Source organism: Campylobacter magnus, assembly GCF_028649595.1.
Lineage (GTDB): Bacteria > Campylobacterota > Campylobacteria > Campylobacterales > Campylobacteraceae > Campylobacter > Campylobacter magnus.
The window spans coordinates 94,380-115,435 of sequence record NZ_JAQSLK010000005.1; the positions used below are offsets into that span (position 1 = coordinate 94,380).

Annotated in this window: 26 protein-coding genes; all 26 read right to left on the minus strand. The window is 39.0% G+C overall.

Going from position 1 to position 21,056, the window contains the following annotated elements:
- Positions 1–9 precede the first annotated feature (9 nt).
- Positions 10–348 (minus strand): YraN family protein, encoded by a 339-nt coding sequence (locus tag PTQ34_RS06825; RefSeq protein ID WP_273932865.1) that lies wholly within the window; start codon positions 346–348, stop codon positions 10–12.
- On the minus strand, positions 345–1,613 hold the full coding sequence (locus PTQ34_RS06830; protein WP_273932800.1) for a homoserine dehydrogenase: 1,269 nt from the start codon (positions 1,611–1,613) through the stop codon (positions 345–347). The genes PTQ34_RS06825 and PTQ34_RS06830 overlap by 4 nt, the downstream gene beginning before the upstream one ends.
- Positions 1,614–2,822: an LL-diaminopimelate aminotransferase gene (locus PTQ34_RS06835; RefSeq protein ID WP_273932801.1), complete on the minus strand. Its 1,209-nt coding sequence runs from the start codon at positions 2,820–2,822 to the stop codon at positions 1,614–1,616.
- 10 nt (positions 2,823–2,832) lie between these two features.
- Complete coding sequence (locus PTQ34_RS06840; protein ID WP_273932802.1) at positions 2,833–3,612, minus strand: hypothetical protein; 780 nt, start codon at positions 3,610–3,612, stop codon at positions 2,833–2,835.
- Positions 3,606–4,496, minus strand: coding sequence for a helix-turn-helix domain-containing protein (locus PTQ34_RS06845; protein WP_273932803.1), 891 nt, complete (start codon positions 4,494–4,496; stop codon positions 3,606–3,608). Before PTQ34_RS06845 ends, PTQ34_RS06840 begins: the two co-directional genes overlap by 7 nt.
- Complete coding sequence (rlmB, locus tag PTQ34_RS06850) at positions 4,489–5,184, minus strand: 23S rRNA (guanosine(2251)-2'-O)-methyltransferase RlmB (RefSeq protein ID WP_273932804.1); 696 nt, start codon at positions 5,182–5,184, stop codon at positions 4,489–4,491. Before rlmB ends, PTQ34_RS06845 begins: the two co-directional genes overlap by 8 nt.
- A 35-nt stretch (positions 5,185–5,219) precedes the next feature.
- Positions 5,220–6,023: a 16S rRNA (cytidine(1402)-2'-O)-methyltransferase gene (gene rsmI / locus PTQ34_RS06855; protein ID WP_273932805.1), complete on the minus strand. Its 804-nt coding sequence runs from the start codon at positions 6,021–6,023 to the stop codon at positions 5,220–5,222.
- Positions 6,024–6,026: 3 nt separating this feature from the next.
- Entirely contained in the window at positions 6,027–6,227 is a 201-nt protein-coding gene (gene rpmE, locus PTQ34_RS06860) for a 50S ribosomal protein L31 (RefSeq protein ID WP_273930337.1), read from the minus strand.
- A 147-nt stretch (positions 6,228–6,374) separates the two neighbouring features.
- The gene (gene tolB, locus PTQ34_RS06865; RefSeq protein ID WP_273932806.1) at positions 6,375–7,637 is read right to left on the minus strand and encodes a Tol-Pal system protein TolB; all 1,263 of its coding nucleotides are present in this window, start codon (positions 7,635–7,637) and stop codon (positions 6,375–6,377) included.
- A 3-nt stretch (positions 7,638–7,640) separates the two neighbouring features.
- A complete protein-coding gene (locus PTQ34_RS06870) occupies positions 7,641–8,471 on the minus strand; it encodes a TonB C-terminal domain-containing protein (protein ID WP_273932807.1) in 831 nt (276 codons plus the stop codon).
- Entirely contained in the window at positions 8,468–8,857 is a 390-nt protein-coding gene (locus PTQ34_RS06875; protein WP_273932808.1) for an ExbD/TolR family protein, read from the minus strand. The genes PTQ34_RS06870 and PTQ34_RS06875 overlap by 4 nt, the downstream gene beginning before the upstream one ends.
- On the minus strand, positions 8,854–9,408 hold the full coding sequence (locus PTQ34_RS06880) for a MotA/TolQ/ExbB proton channel family protein (RefSeq protein WP_273932810.1): 555 nt from the start codon (positions 9,406–9,408) through the stop codon (positions 8,854–8,856). The genes PTQ34_RS06875 and PTQ34_RS06880 overlap by 4 nt, the downstream gene beginning before the upstream one ends.
- Before the next feature lie 6 nt (positions 9,409–9,414).
- On the minus strand, positions 9,415–9,795 hold the full coding sequence (gene atpC, locus PTQ34_RS06885) for an ATP synthase F1 subunit epsilon (RefSeq protein WP_273930342.1): 381 nt from the start codon (positions 9,793–9,795) through the stop codon (positions 9,415–9,417).
- Positions 9,796–9,798: 3 nt separating this feature from the next.
- Positions 9,799–11,196, minus strand: a complete 1,398-nt coding sequence (atpD, locus tag PTQ34_RS06890) for a F0F1 ATP synthase subunit beta (protein ID WP_273930343.1) — start codon at positions 11,194–11,196, stop codon at positions 9,799–9,801.
- Between the two features lie 76 nt (positions 11,197–11,272).
- A complete protein-coding gene (gene atpG / locus PTQ34_RS06895; RefSeq protein WP_273930344.1) occupies positions 11,273–12,166 on the minus strand; it encodes an ATP synthase F1 subunit gamma in 894 nt (297 codons plus the stop codon).
- An 8-nt stretch (positions 12,167–12,174) separates the two neighbouring features.
- The gene (atpA, locus tag PTQ34_RS06900; protein ID WP_273930345.1) at positions 12,175–13,692 is read right to left on the minus strand and encodes a F0F1 ATP synthase subunit alpha; all 1,518 of its coding nucleotides are present in this window, start codon (positions 13,690–13,692) and stop codon (positions 12,175–12,177) included.
- 9 nt (positions 13,693–13,701) lie between these two features.
- On the minus strand, positions 13,702–14,235 hold the full coding sequence (locus PTQ34_RS06905; RefSeq protein WP_273932811.1) for a F0F1 ATP synthase subunit delta: 534 nt from the start codon (positions 14,233–14,235) through the stop codon (positions 13,702–13,704).
- A complete protein-coding gene (locus tag PTQ34_RS06910) occupies positions 14,235–14,738 on the minus strand; it encodes a F0F1 ATP synthase subunit B family protein (RefSeq protein ID WP_273932812.1) in 504 nt (167 codons plus the stop codon). Before PTQ34_RS06910 ends, PTQ34_RS06905 begins: the two co-directional genes overlap by 1 nt.
- Positions 14,739–14,748: 10 nt before the next feature.
- On the minus strand, positions 14,749–15,171 hold the full coding sequence (locus tag PTQ34_RS06915) for a F0F1 ATP synthase subunit B family protein (protein WP_273932813.1): 423 nt from the start codon (positions 15,169–15,171) through the stop codon (positions 14,749–14,751).
- Positions 15,172–15,253: 82 nt separating this feature from the next.
- Positions 15,254–16,075: a ParB/RepB/Spo0J family partition protein gene (locus tag PTQ34_RS06920; RefSeq protein WP_273932815.1), complete on the minus strand. Its 822-nt coding sequence runs from the start codon at positions 16,073–16,075 to the stop codon at positions 15,254–15,256.
- Positions 16,076–16,078: 3 nt separating this feature from the next.
- Entirely contained in the window at positions 16,079–16,852 is a 774-nt protein-coding gene (locus PTQ34_RS06925; protein WP_273932816.1) for a ParA family protein, read from the minus strand.
- Positions 16,849–17,481, minus strand: a complete 633-nt coding sequence (locus tag PTQ34_RS06930; protein WP_273932817.1) for a biotin--[acetyl-CoA-carboxylase] ligase — start codon at positions 17,479–17,481, stop codon at positions 16,849–16,851. The genes PTQ34_RS06925 and PTQ34_RS06930 overlap by 4 nt, the downstream gene beginning before the upstream one ends.
- Positions 17,459–18,367 (minus strand): methionyl-tRNA formyltransferase, encoded by a 909-nt coding sequence (gene fmt, locus PTQ34_RS06935; protein ID WP_273932818.1) that lies wholly within the window; start codon positions 18,365–18,367, stop codon positions 17,459–17,461. The genes PTQ34_RS06930 and fmt overlap by 23 nt, the downstream gene beginning before the upstream one ends.
- A 248-nt stretch (positions 18,368–18,615) precedes the next feature.
- A complete protein-coding gene (gene proB, locus PTQ34_RS06940) occupies positions 18,616–19,377 on the minus strand; it encodes a glutamate 5-kinase (protein ID WP_273932819.1) in 762 nt (253 codons plus the stop codon).
- A 9-nt stretch (positions 19,378–19,386) separates the two neighbouring features.
- Positions 19,387–20,199, minus strand: a complete 813-nt coding sequence (gene motB / locus PTQ34_RS06945; protein ID WP_273932820.1) for a flagellar motor protein MotB — start codon at positions 20,197–20,199, stop codon at positions 19,387–19,389.
- A gap of 1 nt (position 20,200) precedes the next feature.
- Positions 20,201–20,971: a flagellar motor stator protein MotA gene (motA, locus tag PTQ34_RS06950; RefSeq protein WP_273930355.1), complete on the minus strand. Its 771-nt coding sequence runs from the start codon at positions 20,969–20,971 to the stop codon at positions 20,201–20,203.
- Positions 20,972–21,056: the final 85 nt, after the last annotated feature.

A 21,056-nucleotide genomic window follows, 5' to 3' on the forward strand; every position in this document is an offset into this window, starting at 1 on the left:
TTAAATATTTTATAAAGTAATATTTTTTATTAACTCCACTTTGTCTTTGTCTATACAAAGTGCGTCTATTTCATAAGCACACATAATTCCTTTGCGCAAAAAATAAAACTCTATCGTTCGCAAAATCTTTGTCATCTTAGCAGGTGTGATGCGATAAATAGCTGAGTTTGCGGTATTTGTGGCTTTGACCTCTATAAAATGTAGCATATCAGCTCTTTTGGCGATGATATCAATCTCGCCAAATTTACTATGAAAATTTCGCTCAATTATATTGTAGCCCAAGCTCTGCAAGTACTCGCACGCTCTATCCTCAGCCTCAAAGCCAAAATTATAATTTTTTGTAGCTATTTTTCTATCCTTATTACAAAAGGCTCACCCACTACAAAATTTAGAGTTCTTATAGCATCTATAAGAGCCTTCATTTGAGCACTTTTACAAGTGTGGGTTGTAAAATATATCGTAGCATCGCCTCCGTTGCTATTTGGTTTTTGCAAAAAGCTATCGATTGAGACGCCATTTGCGCTCATTATATTTGTGATTTTGGCAATTACGCCAAGCTCATCACGCACTTTTAGACGCAAATAAAACTTACTTGATATTTCATCACTTTTTAGCAGTTTTAGACCGCTATCTAGGCCTTTATCTTTATATCCTAGCATAGGGGTTTTGATTTTGCGAGCGATGTCTATTAGATCGCTTATCACAGCACTAGCAGTTGCTCTGCTGCCAGCACCAGCGCCATAGTATAGGCTCTCGCCTACCTGATCGCCAACTACGCTAATAGCATTCATCACGCCATCAACCTTAGCTATCATTTTATCCTTGCTAAGAAGCGCTGGATGAACTCTAAGCTCTAAGTTATTTTCATTTCTTTTTGCCACAGCAAGTAGCTTTATTGTGTAGCCAAACTCACTAGCAAAATAAATATCCTCAGCACTAATATCGCTAATACCCTCAATCAAAATATCATCTGGCTTAGCATCAAGCTTGTAAGCAATGCTTGCTAAAATAAGCAGTTTGTGCGCCGCATCAAAGCCACCTACATCAAAGGTAGGATCAGCCTCAGCATATCCTAGCTCTTGGGCAGTTTTTAGTACTTCATCAAAGGCTAGGCCTTTATTCATCATATTTGTAAGTATATAATTACAAGTGCCATTTAGAATTCCAGTTATGCTATTTATGTGATTTGCAGCAAGGCCTTCGCGCAGGGCTTTTATGATAGGAATTCCACCTGCTACACTTGCCTCAAAGCCAAAAGGTATCTCACCAGCAAGGCTTTCAAGCTCGCTTCTATGATAGGCTAGAAGTGCTTTATTTGCAGTTACTACTGCCTTACCCTTGCTAAGAAGTTTTTTTATCATCTTATAAGGTAAATCTACACCACCGATAAGCTCTACAAATACATCTATTTCATCATTTTCTATAAGCTCATCAAAGTCATCGTAGACTTTTAAATGCTTTACATTTTCTTTTGCCTTGCTTTTATCACGCACCAAGGCAGCCACAGGCGTTATACTCTCGCCAGCCCTAGCTGCTATAATGCTAGCATTTTGCTCTAAAACTTCTAAAACACCACTGCCAACAGTGCCAACGCCTAAAATCGCTATTTTCATCTAGAATTCTTTAAGAAATTTTTTGATATTGCGAGCGGCTTGATGTATGCGGTTATCATTTTCTATTAACGCTATGCGGACATAATTAGCCCCCTGCGCACCAAAGCCAAGACCAGGGCTAACAGCTACATTTGCCTTTGTTAGCAGAAGTTTTGAAAACTCTTTTGAGTCCATTGCCCCCACGCAGCTAGGTAGTTTGCCCCATACAAACATACTAGCTTGTGGTTTTGCCACTTCCCAGCCAGCCTGCGCAAATGCATCACAAAGCACATCACGGCGATGCTCGTAGTTTTTGCGTATCTCTTCTACGCAGTTTTGTGGGCCATCAAGTGCTACTGTGGCTGCTACTTGAATAGGCGTAAACATACCATAATCAAACCAAGATTTGATCTTTTTAAGTGCGCCTACTAGCTTGCGGTTTCCACACACAAAGCCCACACGCCAGCCAGCCATATTATAGCTTTTTGATAGTGTGTAGCACTCCACAGCTACATCTTTTGCGCCTTCTACTTCAAAGATACTTGGGCTTTTATATCCATCAAAGCCAAGCTCAGCATAAGCAATATCGCTAATGATATAAAAACGCTCTTTTTTTGCCATTGCTACAAGGCGTTCATAAAAGCTTTTATGGCAAACTACGGTAGTTGGGTTATGCGGGAAATTTACTACTACATATTTTGGGCGTGGCATAGTCTCATTTATCACATTTTCTAATTGTGCAAAAAACTCATTTTCATCAAGCTCAAAGTTTTCGTGGTTATAAGGCAAAGGCATTTTTGCTACATTTCCACCAGCTATAAGAAATGCTTGCGTGTGAATAGGATACGCAGGATCAGGCACCACGGCTACATCGCCTGGGTTTGTGATAGCTGTAACCATATGAACAAAGCCCTCTTTTGAGCCTATTGTAGCACAAGCCTCGCTCTCAGGGTCAAGTTCCACGCCGTATTTGCGCTTATACCAGTTACAAATAGCAAGGCGAAGTTTGTATATACCTATACTTACGCTATATCCTTGTGTTTTGTCCTTCTGTGCGCTTTCACAAAGCTTGTCTATGATGTGCTGCGGCGTTCTGCCATCAGGGTTTCCCATAGAAAAGTCTATTATATCAGCGCCATTTCTGCGTGCTGCCATTTTGATAGCATTAACTTCGGCAAAACCATAATTTGGTAAGCGGTCAATAGTGTTAAATCTGATTTCATCAAACATTTTGTTTTCCTTAATTTAGGTTGATTTTTAGTCCGTGTTTAATATTTTCTAAGCTAAAAGAATCCTCTATTAGCACATAGTTTGCCTCAGCTGGCAATTCCATGGTTAAAGAATATGTGATAGTATTGCTTTTTTGTGTTTTGATAAGTTTGAGATTTTTATCAAAAACTCTAATAAAAGGCTGAAAGCTATCATCGCTATCTGCTTCTATGCTAAGGCTTTTTTTATCTGCTACATTTAGAAAATACGGCTTTTGCGGGCGGATTTGATTTGCATTTAGTGTGTCACTATCCACACTTGCTCTGCTCAAATCTAGCTCGTAAATATAGAAATTTGCTTCTTGTTTGCTGATTTTTTTGATATAAATTTTGCTGTTAGCTAGCTGAGAATAAAGCACTCCGGGTTCTAATGAGTTTCTAGAACTAAGTGCTATGCCCCACTGAGCCAGATTTGCATCAAAATGCGTAGTAAGGTAGTATTTATAACCCATTTTACTTAGCACTTCGCCTACTGCCTTTACCATCAAAATAGCGTTGTCATCAGGGCTAGAAAAGCCTATTTGTATATTTGCACTATTACTTGGCTCTAAAAGCCCTTGGTTTTTTAGCCTAGCAAAAAGTGCATTATAATTTACATTATTTCGCTCATCTATAAAGCTTCTTTCGTTTTGCATTATATTTTCTATTGCTGGGTGATTTTCGCCTAAAATGCGACCTAAATCGCCCCTTAAATCAGCCCCAAAAGCAAAAAGTAAAGAAGCAAAAGAAGCAAAAAAAGCTTTTTTTACCATGTTTTGCCCTTATTTAGCTCTACATATTTTGCATAATCAATTTCCTCAATTATCCCATCGTGGATATGAAATCTTAGAGCATCACGGGTGCGGTAGCTTTTATTGTTATCACCATTTACTAGATCTAGCATGCCGTTTCCAGTAAGAATCAGGCGATTTCCAGTTGCATTTAGCTCGTAAGCCTCACTAGTGCTAAGCGAGCGTTTGCTCATATCGTTTAGATTTTTTATTCCTATCCACACTTTTGTTGCTGGGATGATTTTTATTACATTAGCAGTGGCCTCTTTTACTTGCACTTCTTCTTTTTGTTCTTTTATTTGCTCTTCTGCTAGATTTTGTTCTGTAGTAGCATTTTCATCAACTACTAGAATTTCTTCTTTACTAGTGTTTTGATCTAGCACCTCATCTACTACGATATTTTCTATCACATCAGCATTTGGTTTGATTATAGCTATATTTTCTTCGCTTACATTTACTTCACTCTTAGAGCCAAAATCAGGTTTTAAATCACTCCAATTAAAATCTAAATCCTTTATAAACTTAAAGCCCCAGACGCCAACGCCTAGCAAGATTAAGACCAAAACTAGCCAACCAAACGAGCTTTTGCTTTCTTTTGCTACATAGCCTGTGAGTTTTGGATTTACTTGGATTTTACTATCATCACTAGAATTCTCAGAGCAGTAATTCTCAAAATCCTCCAAATATCCGTCTAAATCAATATTAAACTCACGACTTAGAATTCTCAAATAAGCTTTAAGATTTGTATCTTTTAGGATGTCGTAGTTCTTAGCATATATGGCTTCTAAGTACTCAAGTGGAATTTTTGTTTGACGCTGAACTTCTTTAATGTCAAAATCCAAAAGTTTTGCTATTTCATTAGCCATTTTTTATCCTATCAAATAATATTGCTGTTGCGACACCTACATTTAGGCTATCCCAGTTATTTTTCATTTTTATTGCGACTATTTTATCACATTTTGCCATAGCTTTTTTACCTATGCCTTTATCTTCTGCTCCCATTAAAAGAACGAATTTCTCAGGCTTTGGCGCTAAAGCGCGCACATCTTGCCCACTAGCATCAGCTCCAAGCAAGGTAAATCCAGCCTGCTTTAGCTCATTTAATGCGCTTAAATCATCATTTACCACACAAATATCAAGCTCATAGCCAGCCCCACTGCTAGTTCTAAGCATGCCAGAAATCCCCTGTTCGCTTAGTCCTTGGCGGTTTGCGATGATTAGAGCATCGGCTCCTAGTGCCAAAGAGCTTCGCACGATAGAACCGATATTTCCCACATCGCTAATACCGCATAAAAACACTATGCTACTAGTATTTTTCAAACTAGCAAAGGGCGTGAAACTAAACTCATCAACCTCGGCTATAAAGCCTTGATGATTGCCACCTCTTGCTAGACTTTGGGCTTTGCGCTCATCTATTTTTTGGATTTTAAGACCAAGCTTAGCAATACGCGCAAATAGCGTTTTATCAAGCTCTTTGCTTAGATAAATCGCTCTAAACTTTTGACTATGCTTATCCAAAATATGTAAAAATAACTGTTTGCCAAAAATAATCATCGCGCAATTGTAGCTAAAATCTTTAAATTTTTAGCTTATTTTGTAAGATTTTCGTAAATTTTTTTTGCGTTTTGCCCAGTGAGCTTAGCAAGAAGTTTTGCTTTAATTTTTGGAGCGATGTCAAGCTCTAAGATATCATCCCTGCTGATACCTACGCCACTTGGACTAGCTTTGGCTGAGATTACTAGTGCCCACTCACCATTTAGATTTGCGTTTTTTAGGGCAGCTGCTACTTCTTTTGCTGTGCCAAAAAACTTAGCTTCAAACTTTTTTGTAGCTTCTTTGATCGCAAAGATTTTTCGCTCTGCCTCAAGCCCTGCTATTTTTTCTATTAAATCTAGAATTCTCTTTGGGCTTTCGTAAATCACAGTAGGAATTCTGGAATTTAATGCTCTTTCAAGCTCTACTTGCCTTTGATGACCAGTATTTGGCAAAAAGCCCAAAAAGCTAAACTCTTTGCTCACAAGAGCGCTAGCTGCTACTGCTAGCAAAAGTGCATTTGCCCCAGGCAAAACCTCATAAGGAATTCTAGAATTTTGCGCAAAATCTACTAGCTCTGTACCAGGATCGCTTATACAAGGCATACCAGCATCGCTCATGTAAATACAGCATTTCTCATTAAAATTTTGCTCATCAAAATTAGCAATAAAAGTATCAAAATTATGAGAGTTTAGGCAGTAAAACTCTTTGTTTTTTAAAGAAATATTTAGTAGATTAAGTAGTGATTTGCCGACACGAGTATCCTCGCAAATGATGATTTCACCAGCCTCTAAGATGTCCAGACATCTAGCTGAGATATCGCCTAAATTGCCAATAGGCGTCGGCAAAAAGTATAGCAAAGCTTATTGTAAGCCGTATTTTTTCTTGAATTTATCCACACGACCTGCGCTATCAACGATTTTCTCGCTACCAGTAAAGAACGGGTGGCAAGCAGAGCAGATATCTACACGGATTTCTGCTTTGTTTGAGCGGGTTTTAAAAGTATTGCCACAAGCGCAAGTAACATTGCATTCAACATATTCTGGATGTATGTCTTTTTTCATTGTTTATCCTTTTTTTGAGATTAAGGTTGGCATTTTATAAAAATTGCCTTTAAACTAGGCTGAATTTTACTAAGGAATTCTAGAATTCCTTAGTAAGAGCTTTAATCTAGAATTCCCACTAACTAGAATTCCAGCCAACTAGAATTCCTACCAATCAATTGATTGAAGCTTACCTAGATTTAATGGGAAGCTAAAGCTTTTATTCTCATTTACACGGATTATTCCCACAGCACTCTGGCTGCCTGCGTCTTTGATATACACGATGCTGCCGCCATCACTAGAAAAGCGCGGAAAGGTATTTACCCCAGTTGCTGTAAGCTGACGGATATAATCACTCTTTGTAGAGATTAAGTACAGGTTAAATGTGCGCTGGCTATACTCTGCACCACTCTCACGGCTAGAGTAGACTACATAATTTTCCCAAGTAGAAACTGAGCTGTTGTTTTTGCCGTGGTATACTAGCTGTTCGACTCCGCCACCATTTATACTAGTTGCAAAGATATTTGGATTGCCCATTCTATCGCTTACAAAAACCACTCTGCTATCATTATCTACGAAATTTCCATTTACATCAATGCCAGAATAGCTTGTGATACGCTTGGCTGAGCGAGTGTTTAGGTCGTAGAGAAAAATATCACTTTGATCAGCTGGAGCCATTGTAAGAAGTAGCTTTGAGCCATCTTTGCTAACATCGCTTGCTACTACCATGCCACCACTGCTTGTGATGCGTGATTTTTGCCTTGTCGCAAGGTCGTATTTATATAGCGTTGGCTTGCCTTTTTTATGTGTAGTGTAGTAAAAGGCACTTTGTTCTACATTTGCCCATTTTGGGAAAATATTTAGCCCACCGCTTAGCACTACATTTTGATAAGTAAGGGTATAATCAGCAATTATTATGCGAGCCTCGCCTGGCTTTGTATACTGCGAAATAACAATGCTTTTATCCATCCACTCAATAGGTGAGAGCTCAAGATTTCTAGCTATATCAGCGATTGCTCTGTGAGATAGAAAAGGCCAGCGTTTAAGGTCGTTTTGAGAATAATTTGCCTCAAATCTTACACTGCTATCTTTAGTGTCAATTAGCTTTACTTTTAGCATAGTCTCGCCACTACCGCCAGCTAGTTCATAGCGAAGCACAAAAGCTGGATTTTTAGCAGCTATTTCAGCACCTAGTGGAGCATCGTATGTTGTCTTCTCAATTCCCTCAATCACCTCAAAAGCAGAACCTACTGTCAAATCGCCTGCTATCATGCGTGAAAAACGCTCTTTTACATCACTACTAGCAAAGTTTGTAGTGGCGTCTTGGATAAGAATTCTAGGCAGAACTAGACCACGATTTACGACCTCAATAGTTGCATCTGCTGCAAAAATGCTAGTTATAAAAACTAGCAAAACTAGGATTTTTTTCATTTTTTACTCCATTTCAAATTCAATTTGATCACTTAATTTTATTTTAAAACTCTCACGCTCGCCACTTGGTGTAGCTGGGAATTTCACGCTTTTTAGCCCTTCAAGCAAATCTCTAGCCTTGCTTTGAAACTCAGGGTCGTATGAACGAGAGATGAAATTATACCTTAAAAGTTTGCCATCTGCGCTAAAAGTCATCTCAACTTCTACGCTATCGTTTGAACTAGCTAGATACTTTTGCCAGCGCTGGGCTATAATGCGCGTGATAGCTCCTCTAAATTCATCAAAAGTGCCAGTTAGCCCTGCTTTTGGCGCAGCTACTTTATCGCTAGTTTGCAAGGCATTTAGAGCATCCATTGCTTTTTGCTCAGCGCTTTTATTTTCTTTAGCACTTTTTTTATTGCTTTGAGTAGCTTTTGGTTTAGCTGGTGGCTTTGGTGGCACTTTTATATCATTAAATAACGCTCCCATATCCACTGGTTCTGGCTCAGGTGGCGCAGGCTGTGGCTCAGGCTCTTTTGGCGTTTCTACGGCTTTATTTGTAGTGATTTGCTCTTCTATTGGCTCTATTTTGTCAGGCTCAGGTTTTGGCGGCTCAGGTTCTATGGGCTTTGGTTCTGGTTTTTCTACCTTTGGAGCAGTGACAACATCTGCTCTTTCTTCTGTTACTATCATAACATCCATAAAAGCATCAGGCGTGTCTGTGTATTTCTCTGCTATTTGCGTAGCCGTGCCTGCTTTATGCACTATAAAGCCCAAGAGTGCTATATAAATAGCAAGAGAAATAATAAAGGCGTTAAATGTAGGAAAATTTTCACCGATTTTGCGCTGTTTCATCGTGTCTCTAATGCGACATTGTTATATCGAGCAAGCTTTAATGAGCGAAGCACACTCATAACATCTGCGTATCTTAGCCCCTCATCTGCTTTTAGGTAGACTTGAGAGTCTGTGCTATACTGACTTTGAAGTAGCACAAGACGGTCAGCAAGCGCACTTAGCTCAAACATGTCTTTATCAATATAAACTTTTCTATCTAAAGTAATGCGGATAGTTAAAGCTTTTCTATCCATAGGCTTTGATTTGCTTTGTGTGCCTTGTGGGACTATGATTTTTTCTTCATAAATAAGTGCCGGCATGGCGACCATAAGAATCGCCAACAACACTAGCATAATATCCACCAAAGGGGTGATATTTAATTCTGGATTTTCGTCGTAGTTTATCATTTGTTACTTAAAAGTACGCTAGCTTCACGCTTTATTAGACTTAAAATTTCATAGGCTTTGCGTTTAATCAAAAGATTGAAGCTATAAGCTGGAATCGCTACAAAAATACCGCATCCAGTAGCCACCAAAGCTTCTGAGATAGAACGAGCAATAGCATTTATACCACCTGTTCCATCGCCTAAGTCAGCAAAGGTTTCTAGAATTCCCACCACAGTACCAAAAAGCCCTATAAAAGGCGAAGTAGAAGCTACTATAGCAAGCAATGTAAGCCCACTAGTAGATCTACTCTCAGCTAAGCCGATGTAAACATCTAGTTTTTCTTTATTTACGCTATTACTGCATTTTTTTAGCACTGAACTTGTGTTTTCTATCTTGCCACCAATCAAAATACTCTCTAAAGCTGATTGTTCCTTTGCTCTCCAAACACCAAGTGCTAAATAGCGTGAAAGCAAAATAGTAAAACTCAAAATAAAATAAACAGATAGCCAAGCTATCACTATAATAGTAATAGCCGAGCTATTTGTAAGAAAAGTGGCTATAGCATTCCACATTGTATTCTAACGCCCGCCTTCTAGTTTTGTCATAGCAACTCTTAGGGTAGCATCATCATAGCCCATTTTGCCAATAAGAGCTTTTGCATCTTCTAGCTTTTTGGCTATTTCACTTTCATTGCTACCTGATACTAAAATAGCACCATCTACAAGTACATCTACTTTGTTTTCAGACACTTCTGCATAACCCCAATCAACTGCTACGATTTCATGATTACCACTGCTTAGTTCGATATCTACTACTCCAGCATTTAGTAATGAGACCAAAGAGGCGTGTCTAGGCAAAACACCAAACTCACCTTCTTTGCCTGGCAAAACTACGCTTTTTACATCGTTAGAAAATATCAAACCATTAGGTGTTACGATTTCTAAATGTAAAGTTTCCACAGGTTACGCCTTTAATTTTTCAGCTTTTGCTACGACCTCTTCGATATTTCCTACCATATAGAAAGCATTTTCTGGCAAATGGTCATATTTGCCCTCTAAAATCGCCTTAAAGCCATTGATTGTATCTTCTAGTGTTACATATTTGCCTGGGCTACCTGTAAACACCTCTGCTACGAAAAATGGTTGAGAAAGGAATTTCTCGATTTTTCTAGCGCGATCAACTACTAGTTTGTCCTCTTCGCTTAGCTCATCCATACCAAGAATAGCGATGATATCTTGAAGGTCTTTGTACTTTTGAAGTACAGATTGAACGCCACGAGCTACTTTATAGTGATTTTCTCCGATTATTTGCGGATCAAGCACACGAGAAGTAGATGCTAGTGGATCCACCGCTGGATAAATACCTTTTTCTGCAATAGCACGGTTAAGAACTGTAGTCGCATCAAGGTGAGCAAAAACAGTAGCCGGAGCTGGGTCAGTAAGGTCATCTGCTGGCACATATACAGCTTGAACTGATGTGATTGAGCCTTTTTTAGTCGATGTAATACGCTCTTGAAGCTTACCCATTTCAGTAGCCAAAGTTGGTTGATAACCAACCGCACTAGGGATACGACCAAGTAGCGCTGACATCTCAGAACCTGATTGAGAGAAACGGAAAATGTTATCAATGAACATAAGAACATCTAGTCCCATCTCATCACGGAAATACTCAGCCATAGTAAGACCAGTAAGCGCAACACGGTTTCTCGCACCTGGTGGCTCGTTCATTTGGCCATAGCATAGGGCAACTTTATCCAAAACATTGCTTTCTTTCATTTCATTATAAAGGTCGTTACCCTCGCGTGTTCTCTCACCAACACCAGCAAATACTGAATAACCGCTATGAGCGTGAGCCACATTGTGGATAAGCTCCATGATAATAACTGTTTTACCAACACCAGCACCACCAAATAGACCAACTTTACCACCTTTTGCATAAGGTGCTAGTAGATCAACTACTTTGATACCAGTCTCAAAAACCTCGCTTTTTGTGCTTTGTTCATCAAAGCTAGGTGCTTCTCTGTGAATGCTCCAGCGAGTTTTAAACGCAGTCTCTTCGCCCTCATCTATAATGTCACCTGTAACATTAAAGATACGACCAAGAACCTCTTCTCCAACTGGCACAGTAATAGGCGAACCAAGTGCTGTAGCCTCATGTCCACGAGTAAGACCATCTGTCATATCCATAGCAATAGTGCGCACACGGTTATCACCTAGGTGAGCCGCAGTCTCAAGCACTAGTTTGCGTGCTTTACCCTCAAAGTCAAACTTGACTTCAATGGCTTCATTGATTTTTGGCAAGTAGTCTGCAAAATCCACATCAACTACTGGACCAATAATCTGGCTGATTGAACCCTTCATTTTTTAATCCTTTCGCAAATTTTTACTCATTAGAAATTCTAGAATTCCTCTGTTCTAGGAATTCTAGAATTCTAGATTATTTCATACTCTCAACACCGCTAATAATTTCAATTAGCTCAGTGGTGATGTTACCTTGGCGTGCTTTGTTGTAAGCAAGGTCTAGTTCTTTTACCTTTGCTTTGGCGTTTTTACTAGCATTATCCATAGCCTGCATGCGCGAGCAGTGCTCAGCTGCAAGACTATCTATTAGCGAGTAATACATACCGTATTCTAGGTATTTTTTCAAAAGCTCGCCGATGATAGTATCATCTTCATTGCTAGGCTCAACTTCCATCAAAGAGTCAAACTTCTCAGCACTTCCCATATCAAGTGGCATTTGAATCGGTACGATATCCTTGATGCGAATCTCTTGGCTTATCATATTTTTATAGCCATTATGCACCATGATAATCTTATCAGTTGCTCCTGAGTTAAAGTCTTTTATAGCCTCATCGATAATGCTTTGAGCTTTTTCGTAAGTAGGCGTAGAACTAACGCCTCTATAGCTTTCCAAAATATCTATACCCTGGAAATTAAAAAACTCAATGCCTTTTTTGCCAATAGCTCTTAGGCGAACTTTGACTTTTTTGGCTTTATATTCTTCAATGAGCTTCTGGGTAGCATGGATTGTCGCCATGTTAAAGCCACCGCAAAGCCCTTTATCTGCGGTAATAAAGATGATATCAACTTTATTTACCGGCGCATCCACATCGTAAAATTTTGGATTGCTAATAGCAGAGCCATATTTGTGGATTTTATACGATATTTCACTTAAAATATCTCTAATTTTTTGTGCATAGAGCTTTGACTTTTTGGCAGCTTCTTCTGCCTTTTTTAGCTTAGCAACAGAAACTAGCTTCATAGCGTTCGTTGTTTTTTGGGTATTTTGAACGCTCTTGATTTTTCTTTTTATATCTTTTAAACTAGCCATGTTCGCCCTTACTCAGCGCTAAAAGTAGCCTTAAACTCACTTAACGCTTTTTCAAGTTTTTCTTCAATATCTTTTTCTACTGATTTTTTAGAACGAATTTGCTCAAAAATATCAGGATACTTTGCCTCAATATACGGATATAACTCAGCTTCAAATTTATTTACAGCTGAAGCTGGAATATCATCTAGGTAGCCATGAGAACCAGCATAGATTAGCACTACTTGATTTTCTACTGGAAGTGGGCTATATGGAGGTTGTTTTAGAACTTCAACCATGCGTTGACCACGCTCAAGTTGTTTACGACTGCTCTCATCAAGGTCGCTAGCAAACTGAGCAAAGGCTTGAAGCTCACGATATTGAGCTAGTTCTAGGCGAAGTGTGCCTGAGACTTTTTTGATAGCTTTGATTTGTGCTGCACCACCAACACGGCTAACAGAAAGACCAACATTGATCGCTGGGCGAACACCTGAGTTAAATAGGTCACTCTCCAAGAAGATTTGTCCATCTGTAATAGAAATAACATTTGTTGGGATATATGCTGATACATCACCTGCTTGTGTTTCGATGATAGGTAGTGCTGTTAGAGAACCAGCTCCTAGTGCATCACTTAGCTTACTAGCACGCTCAAGCAAGCGAGAGTGTAGGTAGAATACATCGCCAGGATAAGCCTCACGACCTGGTGGGCGGCGAAGGATAAGCGACATCTCACGGTAAGCTACAGCGTGTTTACTTAGATCATCATAGACAATAAGTGCGTGGCGACCATTGTCACGGAAATATTCACCCATTGTTACACCAGCATAAGGTGCTAGGTATTGAAGTGCTGCTGGGTCACTAGCAGAAGCTGCTACTACGATAGTATATTCCATAGCTCCGTATTCTTCTAGTTTTTTAACCACTTGAGCTACGGTTGATTGTTTTTGACCAATTGCTACATAGATACAGATTACATCCTGACCTTTTTGATTGATGATGGTATCTACTGCTACTGTTGTTTTGCCAGTTTGGCGGTCACCAATGATAAGCTCGCGTTGACCACGACCGATTGGAACTAGAGCATCGATGGCTTTGATACCAGTTTGAAGTGGTTCATGAACACTTTTTCTAGCCATGATGCCTTTTGCTTTTTCTTCGATAAATCTACTCTCAGTTGCATCAATTGTGCCTTTTGCATCAAGAGGCTCGCCAAGTGAGTTTACCACGCGTCCTATCATAGCATCACCTACTGGCACACGAAGCAGTTTGCCAAGGCGTTTAACGCTAGTGCCCTCTACGATTTTATCACTTTTACCAAGGATAACGACACCAACGCTACTTTCTTCTAGGTTTTGAGCAAGACCTTTTTCACCATTTTCAAACTCCACCATTTCGCCAGCCATTACATTTTTAAGACCATAAACTCTGGCAACACCATCAGCTACTGAAATTACCTTTCCAGTTTCCTCGACATTTACGCTTAGATCGTAGCTAGCAATACGCTCTTTGATTATACTGCTAATCTCGTCTGCTTTTAATCTTGCACTCACGCTATCTCCTTATTTAATTGCTTTTAATATATGTTCAGTTAGTTTTTCTTTGAATAAATTCATAGAAAAACTTGCCTCAAACCCCAAATCAGAAAGCTCAATTTTGATACCATCATAATCTACTTTTTTGCTTTCAAACTCAATGTTTGCGTTTAGTTTTTTAGAAAATTTATCTTCTAGTTCTTTTTTGCTAGCTTCGTTTAGCTCAAACGAGCTAAAAATTGCGCCTTTGAATTTGTTATCTCTAAGAGCTTTTTGGTATGAAAACTCCTTAGAAATATCAGGTAAAGCCTCTAAGCGCTTAGCTTTAGCTAAAGTTAGCAAAAAGTTTGAAAATTTTGCACTATTGCACTCTACAAGACTTAGTAAAAACTCAGCCTTTTTCTCAGCACTTAGACTTGGTAGATTTATTATATCTACAAATTTTGATGAGGCAAAAGCTGATTTTATATCGCTTAATGCACTATCAATTTGCGCAATCTCGCTAGCATCTAGAGATGAAAGCAATGCGCCTACATATTTTTTTGCGACTACTTCATGCATTAGCTAACCTTTTTCTTAATAATATCTACAAGAGCTTGTTCGCTCACAGCAATATCTTTATCGCTAAATGCGTTATCAAGCACGCTGGCTACAGTTTTACGGACACTATCACGGCGAGCGAATTCTTTTTGTTCAGCAAAGCTCTCATTTAAAATTCTAATAGCAGACTCTGTATCACGCTCGATTTTTTCTTTTAGTAGTTTGGCTTCTACTTTACCGTTTTCTATAAACTCAGCAGCCTGAATCTTCATTTTCTCAGCCTTAGCTCTAGCTTCTTCTTCTTTGCGTTGGGCTTCAAGAATTTTATTTCTTGATTGCGTCATTTTCTTTTCTATAGCTTCAATGCGACCTTTATAAGCATTTTTGATAGGATTTGCAATGAAGTAATATAAAATTCCTGCAAAGATAACAAAGTTAATAGTCCTAGCTACTATATCATAGTCAGGCACACCATCTTTAGCACCAAAAGCAAGTAATGGTAGAAATAACAATAATGCTTTCATTACTAACCCCTTAAAGCTTTGATAAAACTGATTTTATCTCAGTTTTGATTATAGGTAAATTATCGCTTAAGGCTACTTTTAGAGCTTCTTGCTCAGTTTTTAGACCAGCTTCAAATTCCTTATAATCAGCCTCAAGTCTAGCTCGCTCAGCATCGATTTTACTCTTGCTAAGTTCATTTGCACTTTGAATAGCTGCTGCTTTTAGCTTAGATACTTCATCCCTAGCACTTGCTAGGATAGCAGCACACTCTTCTTCGTATTTTTTTGTGTCGTTGCCGTATTTTGAAAGCTCTTTTTCTTCATTTGCGATGCTTTCATTGCGGTTATCCACAAAGCTTAAAATAGGCTTGTATAAAATCACATTTAGCAAGTAAATCATAACTAGAAAAACTACTACTGTAATTCCAAGCAGTTTTGGATCAATTTCAAGCATTTTACCCCTTTCATAAAGTTTGAGAATTCTAGAATTCCCTATAAATTCTCAAAAATTTTTTGTAATCTTACAATAATAAAGTCTAAACTTTGCTTAATTTTGCCAATAATTTATCAATTTCTTTAAGTTCTTTAAAGCTCAAAGTGATTTTATTCCCACTTGTAGTGCTTGAAAAACCTAGTTCTTTAAAGCGGTTTTTTAGCTTTAAAACACCACTATTTAGTTCATCTGCGGTCTTTGGCTTTTTGATTTTTTTCACCAATTCTTCAGTATCTCTTACGCTTAGATTTTGCCCTACTATGCTATCAGCTAGCATTTTTTCATCATTTTTGCTAAGCCCTACTAGCACTTTTGCATGTCCGCTTGAGATTTTTTTATCTTCTATTAGTTTTTGTGTTTTCTCATCTAGGCTTAGTAGACGCAGGGTATTTGTAACCCAAGTGCGTGATTTTTTTAGCGAACTTGCTAGTTCTTCTTGTGTTATATCGTGTTCGCTGATTAGTTCTTTTAGTGATTTTGCTAGCTCTATTGGATTTAGATTTTCTCTTTGGATATTTTCTATTAAGGCTAGTTCTCGCAGGTTTTTTTCAGCTGTGCTTAGCACAATCGCTTTTATTTGGGTCTTTCCTAGCATTTTTGTAGCACGCATACGGCGCTCACCTGCTATTAGCAAGTAGTCTTTTTCACTGCGTTTTAGCACCACTATTGGCTGTATTAGTCCGTGTTCTTTTATACTAGCTGAGAGTTCTTTTAGTGCACTCTCATCAAAGTTTTTGCGAGGTTGAAACGGATTTGCTTTGATATAAGAAAGATTGATATCTAGAACTTTATTGCTATTTAACTCTCTATCATAGTCAAACTGGGCATCATCTAAAAGTGCGCTAAGTCCTTTGCCAAGTGCCATTTTTTACCTCATTATCGATGTTGCTAGGCTTTGATAAGCGATAGAACCAGTTGATTTACCATCGTATAAAATCACCGGTTTGCCAAAGCTTGGACTCTCAGCTAGCTTTACATTTCGTGGGATAATGATAAACTCTTCTCCAGTTTTAAATAGCTTGCTCTTAAAGTGGTCTTTTAGATCGGCTACTGCTTCTTTTGATAGGTTGTTTTGTGCGCTATACATTGTTGGCAAAAAGCCTTTGATTTTTAGTTTTTTATTTATGGTTTCTTTTACTACTTTGATGGTATTTAAAATCTGCGCAAGTCCCTCCATAGCGTAAAACTCGCACTGAATAGGAATAATCACACTAGCACTAGCACAAAGAGCATTTATAGTAAGACTACCCAAAGTTGGCGGTGTATCAATGATGATATAGTCATATTCTTTAGTAATTTCGCTGATTTTTTCACGCAAGATGGTTTTATAGTCTTGTTCGTCGCGAGAAAACTCTTGCTCAATACCTACTAGACCGATATTTGATGGAGCTAGGTATAGATCAGGGATTTGAGTTTCTAGCACGATTTCGCTTAGCTTTTTGCTGCCAGTTAGCACATGGTAAATGTTAAACTCATAGTCTCTGCGTGAAAATCCAAGCCCAGTGGTTGCGTTTGCCTGTGGGTCTATATCAAGCAAAAGCACCTTTTTGCCTGCTACTGCTAGTGAAGCTGAGAGATTTACAGCGGTGGTGGTTTTGCCTACTCCACCTTTTTGATTAGCTATTGTTATTACTTCGCTCATCTTGCTAAATATACCTTTTTATTATTTATGATAATTGCGCCATCATCTGCTAGGCTTGCATCACGAAGGGGCGTTGCTTTGCCATCTATATGAACGCTAAATTTTTTTGATTTTTCGAATTCTAGCAAGAATTTGCTTAAAATCTCTTTCCATTTTGGCAAATTTTTCAAACTTTTTTCAAAGTGCGATAAAAGCGTCATCGGCTCTATATCAATATCTAAAGTTTGCGCGTATATCGGTGCTTTGGCTATATTGATGCCTATGCCACATACTACAAAATCACGGAATTTTGTGCTTAGAATTCCCCCGATTTTTTGCTCTAAATAAAAGTCATTTGGCCACTTTAGCCATGCTTTTGAGCCAAGCGAGCGCAAAACCTGCGTCATAAGATAAGCAAAATAAATGCTAATTGCGCTAAGTGGCAAATCGTCAGGCAGCATATCTTGCTTTAAAGCAAAGCTAAAATACAAATTGCCCTCTTCGCTCTCCCAGAGATTTGCCCTGCTGCCATATCCTGCGCTTTGGCTAGCGGCTGTGAGTATGACCGGAGCTTCTAGCTCGCCATTTTTTAAAGCTTCTATGAGTCTAGTTTGCGTTGAGTCGCAATTAGCTAAATATATTATCTCCAAGACCTAGCCTTTTACCATTTAAATATTCTTTTGCATCAAGGGCTTTTTTGCCTGCTTCTTGAATGCTAAAAATCTCCACAAGTCCTTTTTTTGCTCCCACGCAAAAGCTATTTTGATTTATAGCGCAGATTTTGCCGATTTGCTCATCGGCTACATTTTGGCTATGAATTTTGATTTTAAGCAATTTTGTGCCATTGCTAAAATAAATGCTAGGCCAAGGATTAAAGGCTAAGAACTTGCGCCAAATTATGCTAATTTCATCATCAAAGCTGATTTGACCTTCTTCTTTTTTGATTTTTTTACATTTTGAGCTTAGGGCTGAAAACTGCGCTATAGGATTGATTTTTTCATAATTTTCTAGCGTTTTAAGAGCTAGCTTGCCAGCCATAGTGGCAAAAATGCTAAAAAGCTCTTGGTTACTTTTGCCCTCTATATCGCAAACTTCAAAGCCTAGCATATCACCATCATCAAGCCCCACGCCCATTTTCATAGCTGTTATGCCGCCAAGTTTTTTGCCATTTAGCACCATTTGCTGCACGGGACTAGCACCACGAAACTCTGGCAAAATCGAAGCATGCAGGTTTATACAAGGCGCAATGCTTAAAATATCCTCGCCTAAAATCTGTCCATAAGCAGCCACTACGATAAAATCGGGTTTTAAAAGAGCAATTTGCGCTGCTGCTCCGTTTTTTAGGTTTTGTGGCTGAAAAATAGTAAAGCCCTTGCTAAGTGCGAATTCTTTTACAGGTGGCGAGCTAAGCACTGCCTTTCTGCCAACTGGTTTATCAGGCTGAGTAAAAACACCTACAATCTCAAAATGCTCACAAAGCGCTTTTAGCACGCTAAGGGCGTAATCTGGCGTCCCCATAAAAACTATTTTTTTCATAAAAACTCTTTAAGCAAACTAGAATTCCTAATAAAAATTCTAGGGAATTCTAAAATTCCCAATAAAAAATTCTGGGAATTCTAGTTTAGAATTCTAGGAATTCTAAAATTCCCAATAAAAACTTTCTAGGGAATTCTAAATTAAATTTCTAGGAATTCCAAAATTCCCAATAAAACTTCTAGGAATTCCTAGAATTCAGTTTAGAATTCTAGGAATTCCAGTTTAGAATTCTAGAATTCCCATAAAGTTTAATTCTCAAAAATCGTGCCGCCATTTTGCTTGCCATCAAGCAAAAAGCTACGCACCGCAGACAAATCAAAACCACTAGCCAAAAACATTTTCTTGCCCTGCGCTAAAAGCATACTAGCAGCCATTAGCTTTGTAGCAATTCCACCTGTGCCATGCTCACTGCCAGCACCGCCTGCGCTTGCTATTTCAGCCTCACTTAGAGTATTTACTACTGGGCGGATTTTGGCGTTTTTGTTCTCATTTGGATTGCTATCATAGTAGCCATCTATGTCGCTTAGCATCACTAGCATATAAGCATCAAAGCACAGCGCAGCATCGGCTGAGAGCCTATCATTATCGCCATAAACAATCTCAGCTGTAGCTGTGGCGTCATTTTCATTTATTATAGGCAAAATTCCAAGTTCTAAAAGCCCAAAAACTAAATTTTTAGCATGTGTGCTACGGTGCTTTGAGTCAAAATCAGCCGCATTTAGTAGAAGCTGGGCTGTTTTTTTGGCGTAAACACTCATTTTTTTCTCATAAGTAGCCATGAGATGAGGCTGACCCACAGCTGCTAAAATCTGCTTGTGAACTACACTATCACGCTTTAAATCTATCTTGCTCTGCCCTGCGCTAATAGCTGCTGAGCTTACTAAAATCACATCATAAACACCCATAAGCTCAGCAATAAGCCCACAAAGTGCGTCCATTCTCTCATCACAAAGTGCGCCATGCTCGCTTAGCACATGAGAGCCGACCTTTATAACTATTCGCTTTTTCATACCAAAATCCTAATTTGCTGTGATATTGCCCACTACATCTGGTGCTCCTGGGGCTAAATTTGGAGCAATGTTTGGCGTGATGTCCTGGGCTGGCTCATTGGCTGGGGCTACTGCGCCGATTAGGTCTAGCACTGAGTTTTGCGTTTTTATATCATCTCTGTCTATACGAAAATAAATTTTTGCGATTTGTAAATCTTTTTCACTTCTAAAACCGCTAAAATTATTAGCATAGGCTGAAAATTGCATTTGCCCTGGATCTGAGCCGTTTGCTATAAGGTGGTTTAGCACAGTAAAGCTGCGAGCAGCTGAGAGGCGGTAGTTTTCTACATAATCAGCATTATCATCAGCATAGCCTCTAACTTCTACATCTACGCTACTTGGTAGCTTTGAGATTATCATGCTCACAGTTCGCAAAAAAATCTTTGTCTCTTCTGTGGTAATATCTGAACTAAGCTTATCAAAGCGCACCGAAGTTGGCAGGTCTATTGCTATTTGATTTTCAGCTTGGTCTAGGGCTACATTGTAGCGTTCGTTGTTTTTGTTTTCTTGTTTTGAGTCTTGGATCATGCGTGAGTTATTTTGTGCTGTGCGTTCGCTTTGACCTGAGCGCTCAGCATCTTTTTTCTTTGTTGGACTCTCAGCCCTAGGAAAATCAAAAATTTGGATAAAGGCTTCTTTTACTTCATTTGCCTTTGCAGCATCGGACTCTGATATAGCCCATAGCGCAATAAACAGCGCTAGTAGCAATGAAAGGAAGTCTGCGTATGGTACCGCCCATTTTTCGCCGGCGGGACATTCAGGACACTTTTTTTTCTTTGCCATTTTAGTTAAACTGCGAAACTCTAGGTTGAGATTTCTCTAGAAAATTAAATAATTTCGCCTCTAAGTTGCGTGGGTTTGAGCCCTCTGCGATGCCTACTAATGCTTCGATGATAAGCGCACGCTCACGGATAATGTCTTTTGAGTTATTAACTAGCTTATTTCCCCACGGACCAAAAAACGCATACGCACCCATAATTCCAGTAACCGTCGCTGTAAAGGCACCCGCAATACCAGCTGCCATCGCCTGTGGGTTATCAAGTAGCTGAAGCGCAAGCATTAGACCCATAACGGCTCCAACTAGTCCAAAAGTAGGGCAACTCTCTCCTGTTCGTATCCAAAAGTGCGCACACTCGTGGTAATACTCCTCAGTTACTTCCATTTCAAGCTCAAGATTTTCTTTTACCTCATCTATTGGCTGGCCATCAACTAGCATGCTAAGACCGGTTTTTAAAAACTCATTATCAATGTTAGCTGCCTTTGCTTCTAGGGCTAGAATTCCGTCTTTTCTAGCGACTTGCGAGTAGCCAACAAGCTCTTCAATGCGCTTGTTTAGATCCACGCCAGCACCTTTAAAAACTAAGCCAAGCTCTTTAAAAGCTGGGCCAACATAGCGTTTGTTTGTAGCTGTCATAGACGAAAACATCGCAGTTGGGATCACGATCATACAAGAGCTTAGGTGAATAACATGCAGTGGGTTACCACCCTCCAAAATGTCGCCGATAGAGATACTGGTAACTGATAGTATCATTCCCAGCAAGGTAGCCATATCCATATTTTAAAGCCTTAAAAAAATTTTGAGTGTGCAATTTTGCCAAATTTTTACTTAAAGTTCGTGAAATTCTAGAATTCCTACTTAT

Bases quoted from the DNA above. Each gene is read 5' to 3' on its own strand.
- rpmE (WP_273930337.1), bottom strand. From the start codon at position 6,227: ATGAAAAAAGACATACATCCAGAATATGTTGAATGCAATGTTACTTGC.
- proB (WP_273932819.1), bottom strand. From the start codon at position 19,377: ATGAAAAAGCGAATAGTTATAAAGGTCGGCTCTCATGTGCTAAGCGAG.
- atpD (WP_273930343.1), bottom strand. From the start codon at position 11,196: ATGAAGGGTTCAATCAGCCAGATTATTGGTCCAGTAGTTGATGTGGAT.
- PTQ34_RS06830 (WP_273932800.1), bottom strand. From the start codon at position 1,613: ATGAAAATAGCGATTTTAGGCGTTGGCACTGTTGGCAGTGGTGTTTTA.
- PTQ34_RS06870 (WP_273932807.1), bottom strand. From the start codon at position 8,471: ATGAAACAGCGCAAAATCGGTGAAAATTTTCCTACATTTAACGCCTTT.
- PTQ34_RS06910 (WP_273932812.1), bottom strand. From the start codon at position 14,738: ATGAAAGCATTATTGTTATTTCTACCATTACTTGCTTTTGGTGCTAAA.
- PTQ34_RS06835 (WP_273932801.1), bottom strand. From the start codon at position 2,822: ATGTTTGATGAAATCAGATTTAACACTATTGACCGCTTACCAAATTAT.
- motA (WP_273930355.1), bottom strand. From the start codon at position 20,971: ATGGATATGGCTACCTTGCTGGGAATGATACTATCAGTTACCAGTATC.
- PTQ34_RS06845 (WP_273932803.1), bottom strand. From the start codon at position 4,496: ATGGCTAATGAAATAGCAAAACTTTTGGATTTTGACATTAAAGAAGTT.
- motB (WP_273932820.1), bottom strand. From the start codon at position 20,199: ATGGCAAAGAAAAAAAAGTGTCCTGAATGTCCCGCCGGCGAAAAATGG.
- PTQ34_RS06875 (WP_273932808.1), bottom strand. From the start codon at position 8,857: ATGATAAACTACGACGAAAATCCAGAATTAAATATCACCCCTTTGGTG.
- PTQ34_RS06925 (WP_273932816.1), bottom strand. From the start codon at position 16,852: ATGAGCGAAGTAATAACAATAGCTAATCAAAAAGGTGGAGTAGGCAAA.
- PTQ34_RS06880 (WP_273932810.1), bottom strand. From the start codon at position 9,408: ATGTGGAATGCTATAGCCACTTTTCTTACAAATAGCTCGGCTATTACT.
- fmt (WP_273932818.1), bottom strand. From the start codon at position 18,367: ATGAAAAAAATAGTTTTTATGGGGACGCCAGATTACGCCCTTAGCGTG.
- atpG (WP_273930344.1), bottom strand. From the start codon at position 12,166: ATGGCTAGTTTAAAAGATATAAAAAGAAAAATCAAGAGCGTTCAAAAT.
- PTQ34_RS06915 (WP_273932813.1), bottom strand. From the start codon at position 15,171: ATGCTTGAAATTGATCCAAAACTGCTTGGAATTACAGTAGTAGTTTTT.
- PTQ34_RS06905 (WP_273932811.1), bottom strand. From the start codon at position 14,235: ATGCATGAAGTAGTCGCAAAAAAATATGTAGGCGCATTGCTTTCATCT.
- PTQ34_RS06840 (WP_273932802.1), bottom strand. From the start codon at position 3,612: ATGGTAAAAAAAGCTTTTTTTGCTTCTTTTGCTTCTTTACTTTTTGCT.
- rlmB (WP_273932804.1), bottom strand. From the start codon at position 5,184: ATGATTATTTTTGGCAAACAGTTATTTTTACATATTTTGGATAAGCAT.
- tolB (WP_273932806.1), bottom strand. From the start codon at position 7,637: ATGAAAAAAATCCTAGTTTTGCTAGTTTTTATAACTAGCATTTTTGCA.
- PTQ34_RS06920 (WP_273932815.1), bottom strand. From the start codon at position 16,075: ATGGCACTTGGCAAAGGACTTAGCGCACTTTTAGATGATGCCCAGTTT.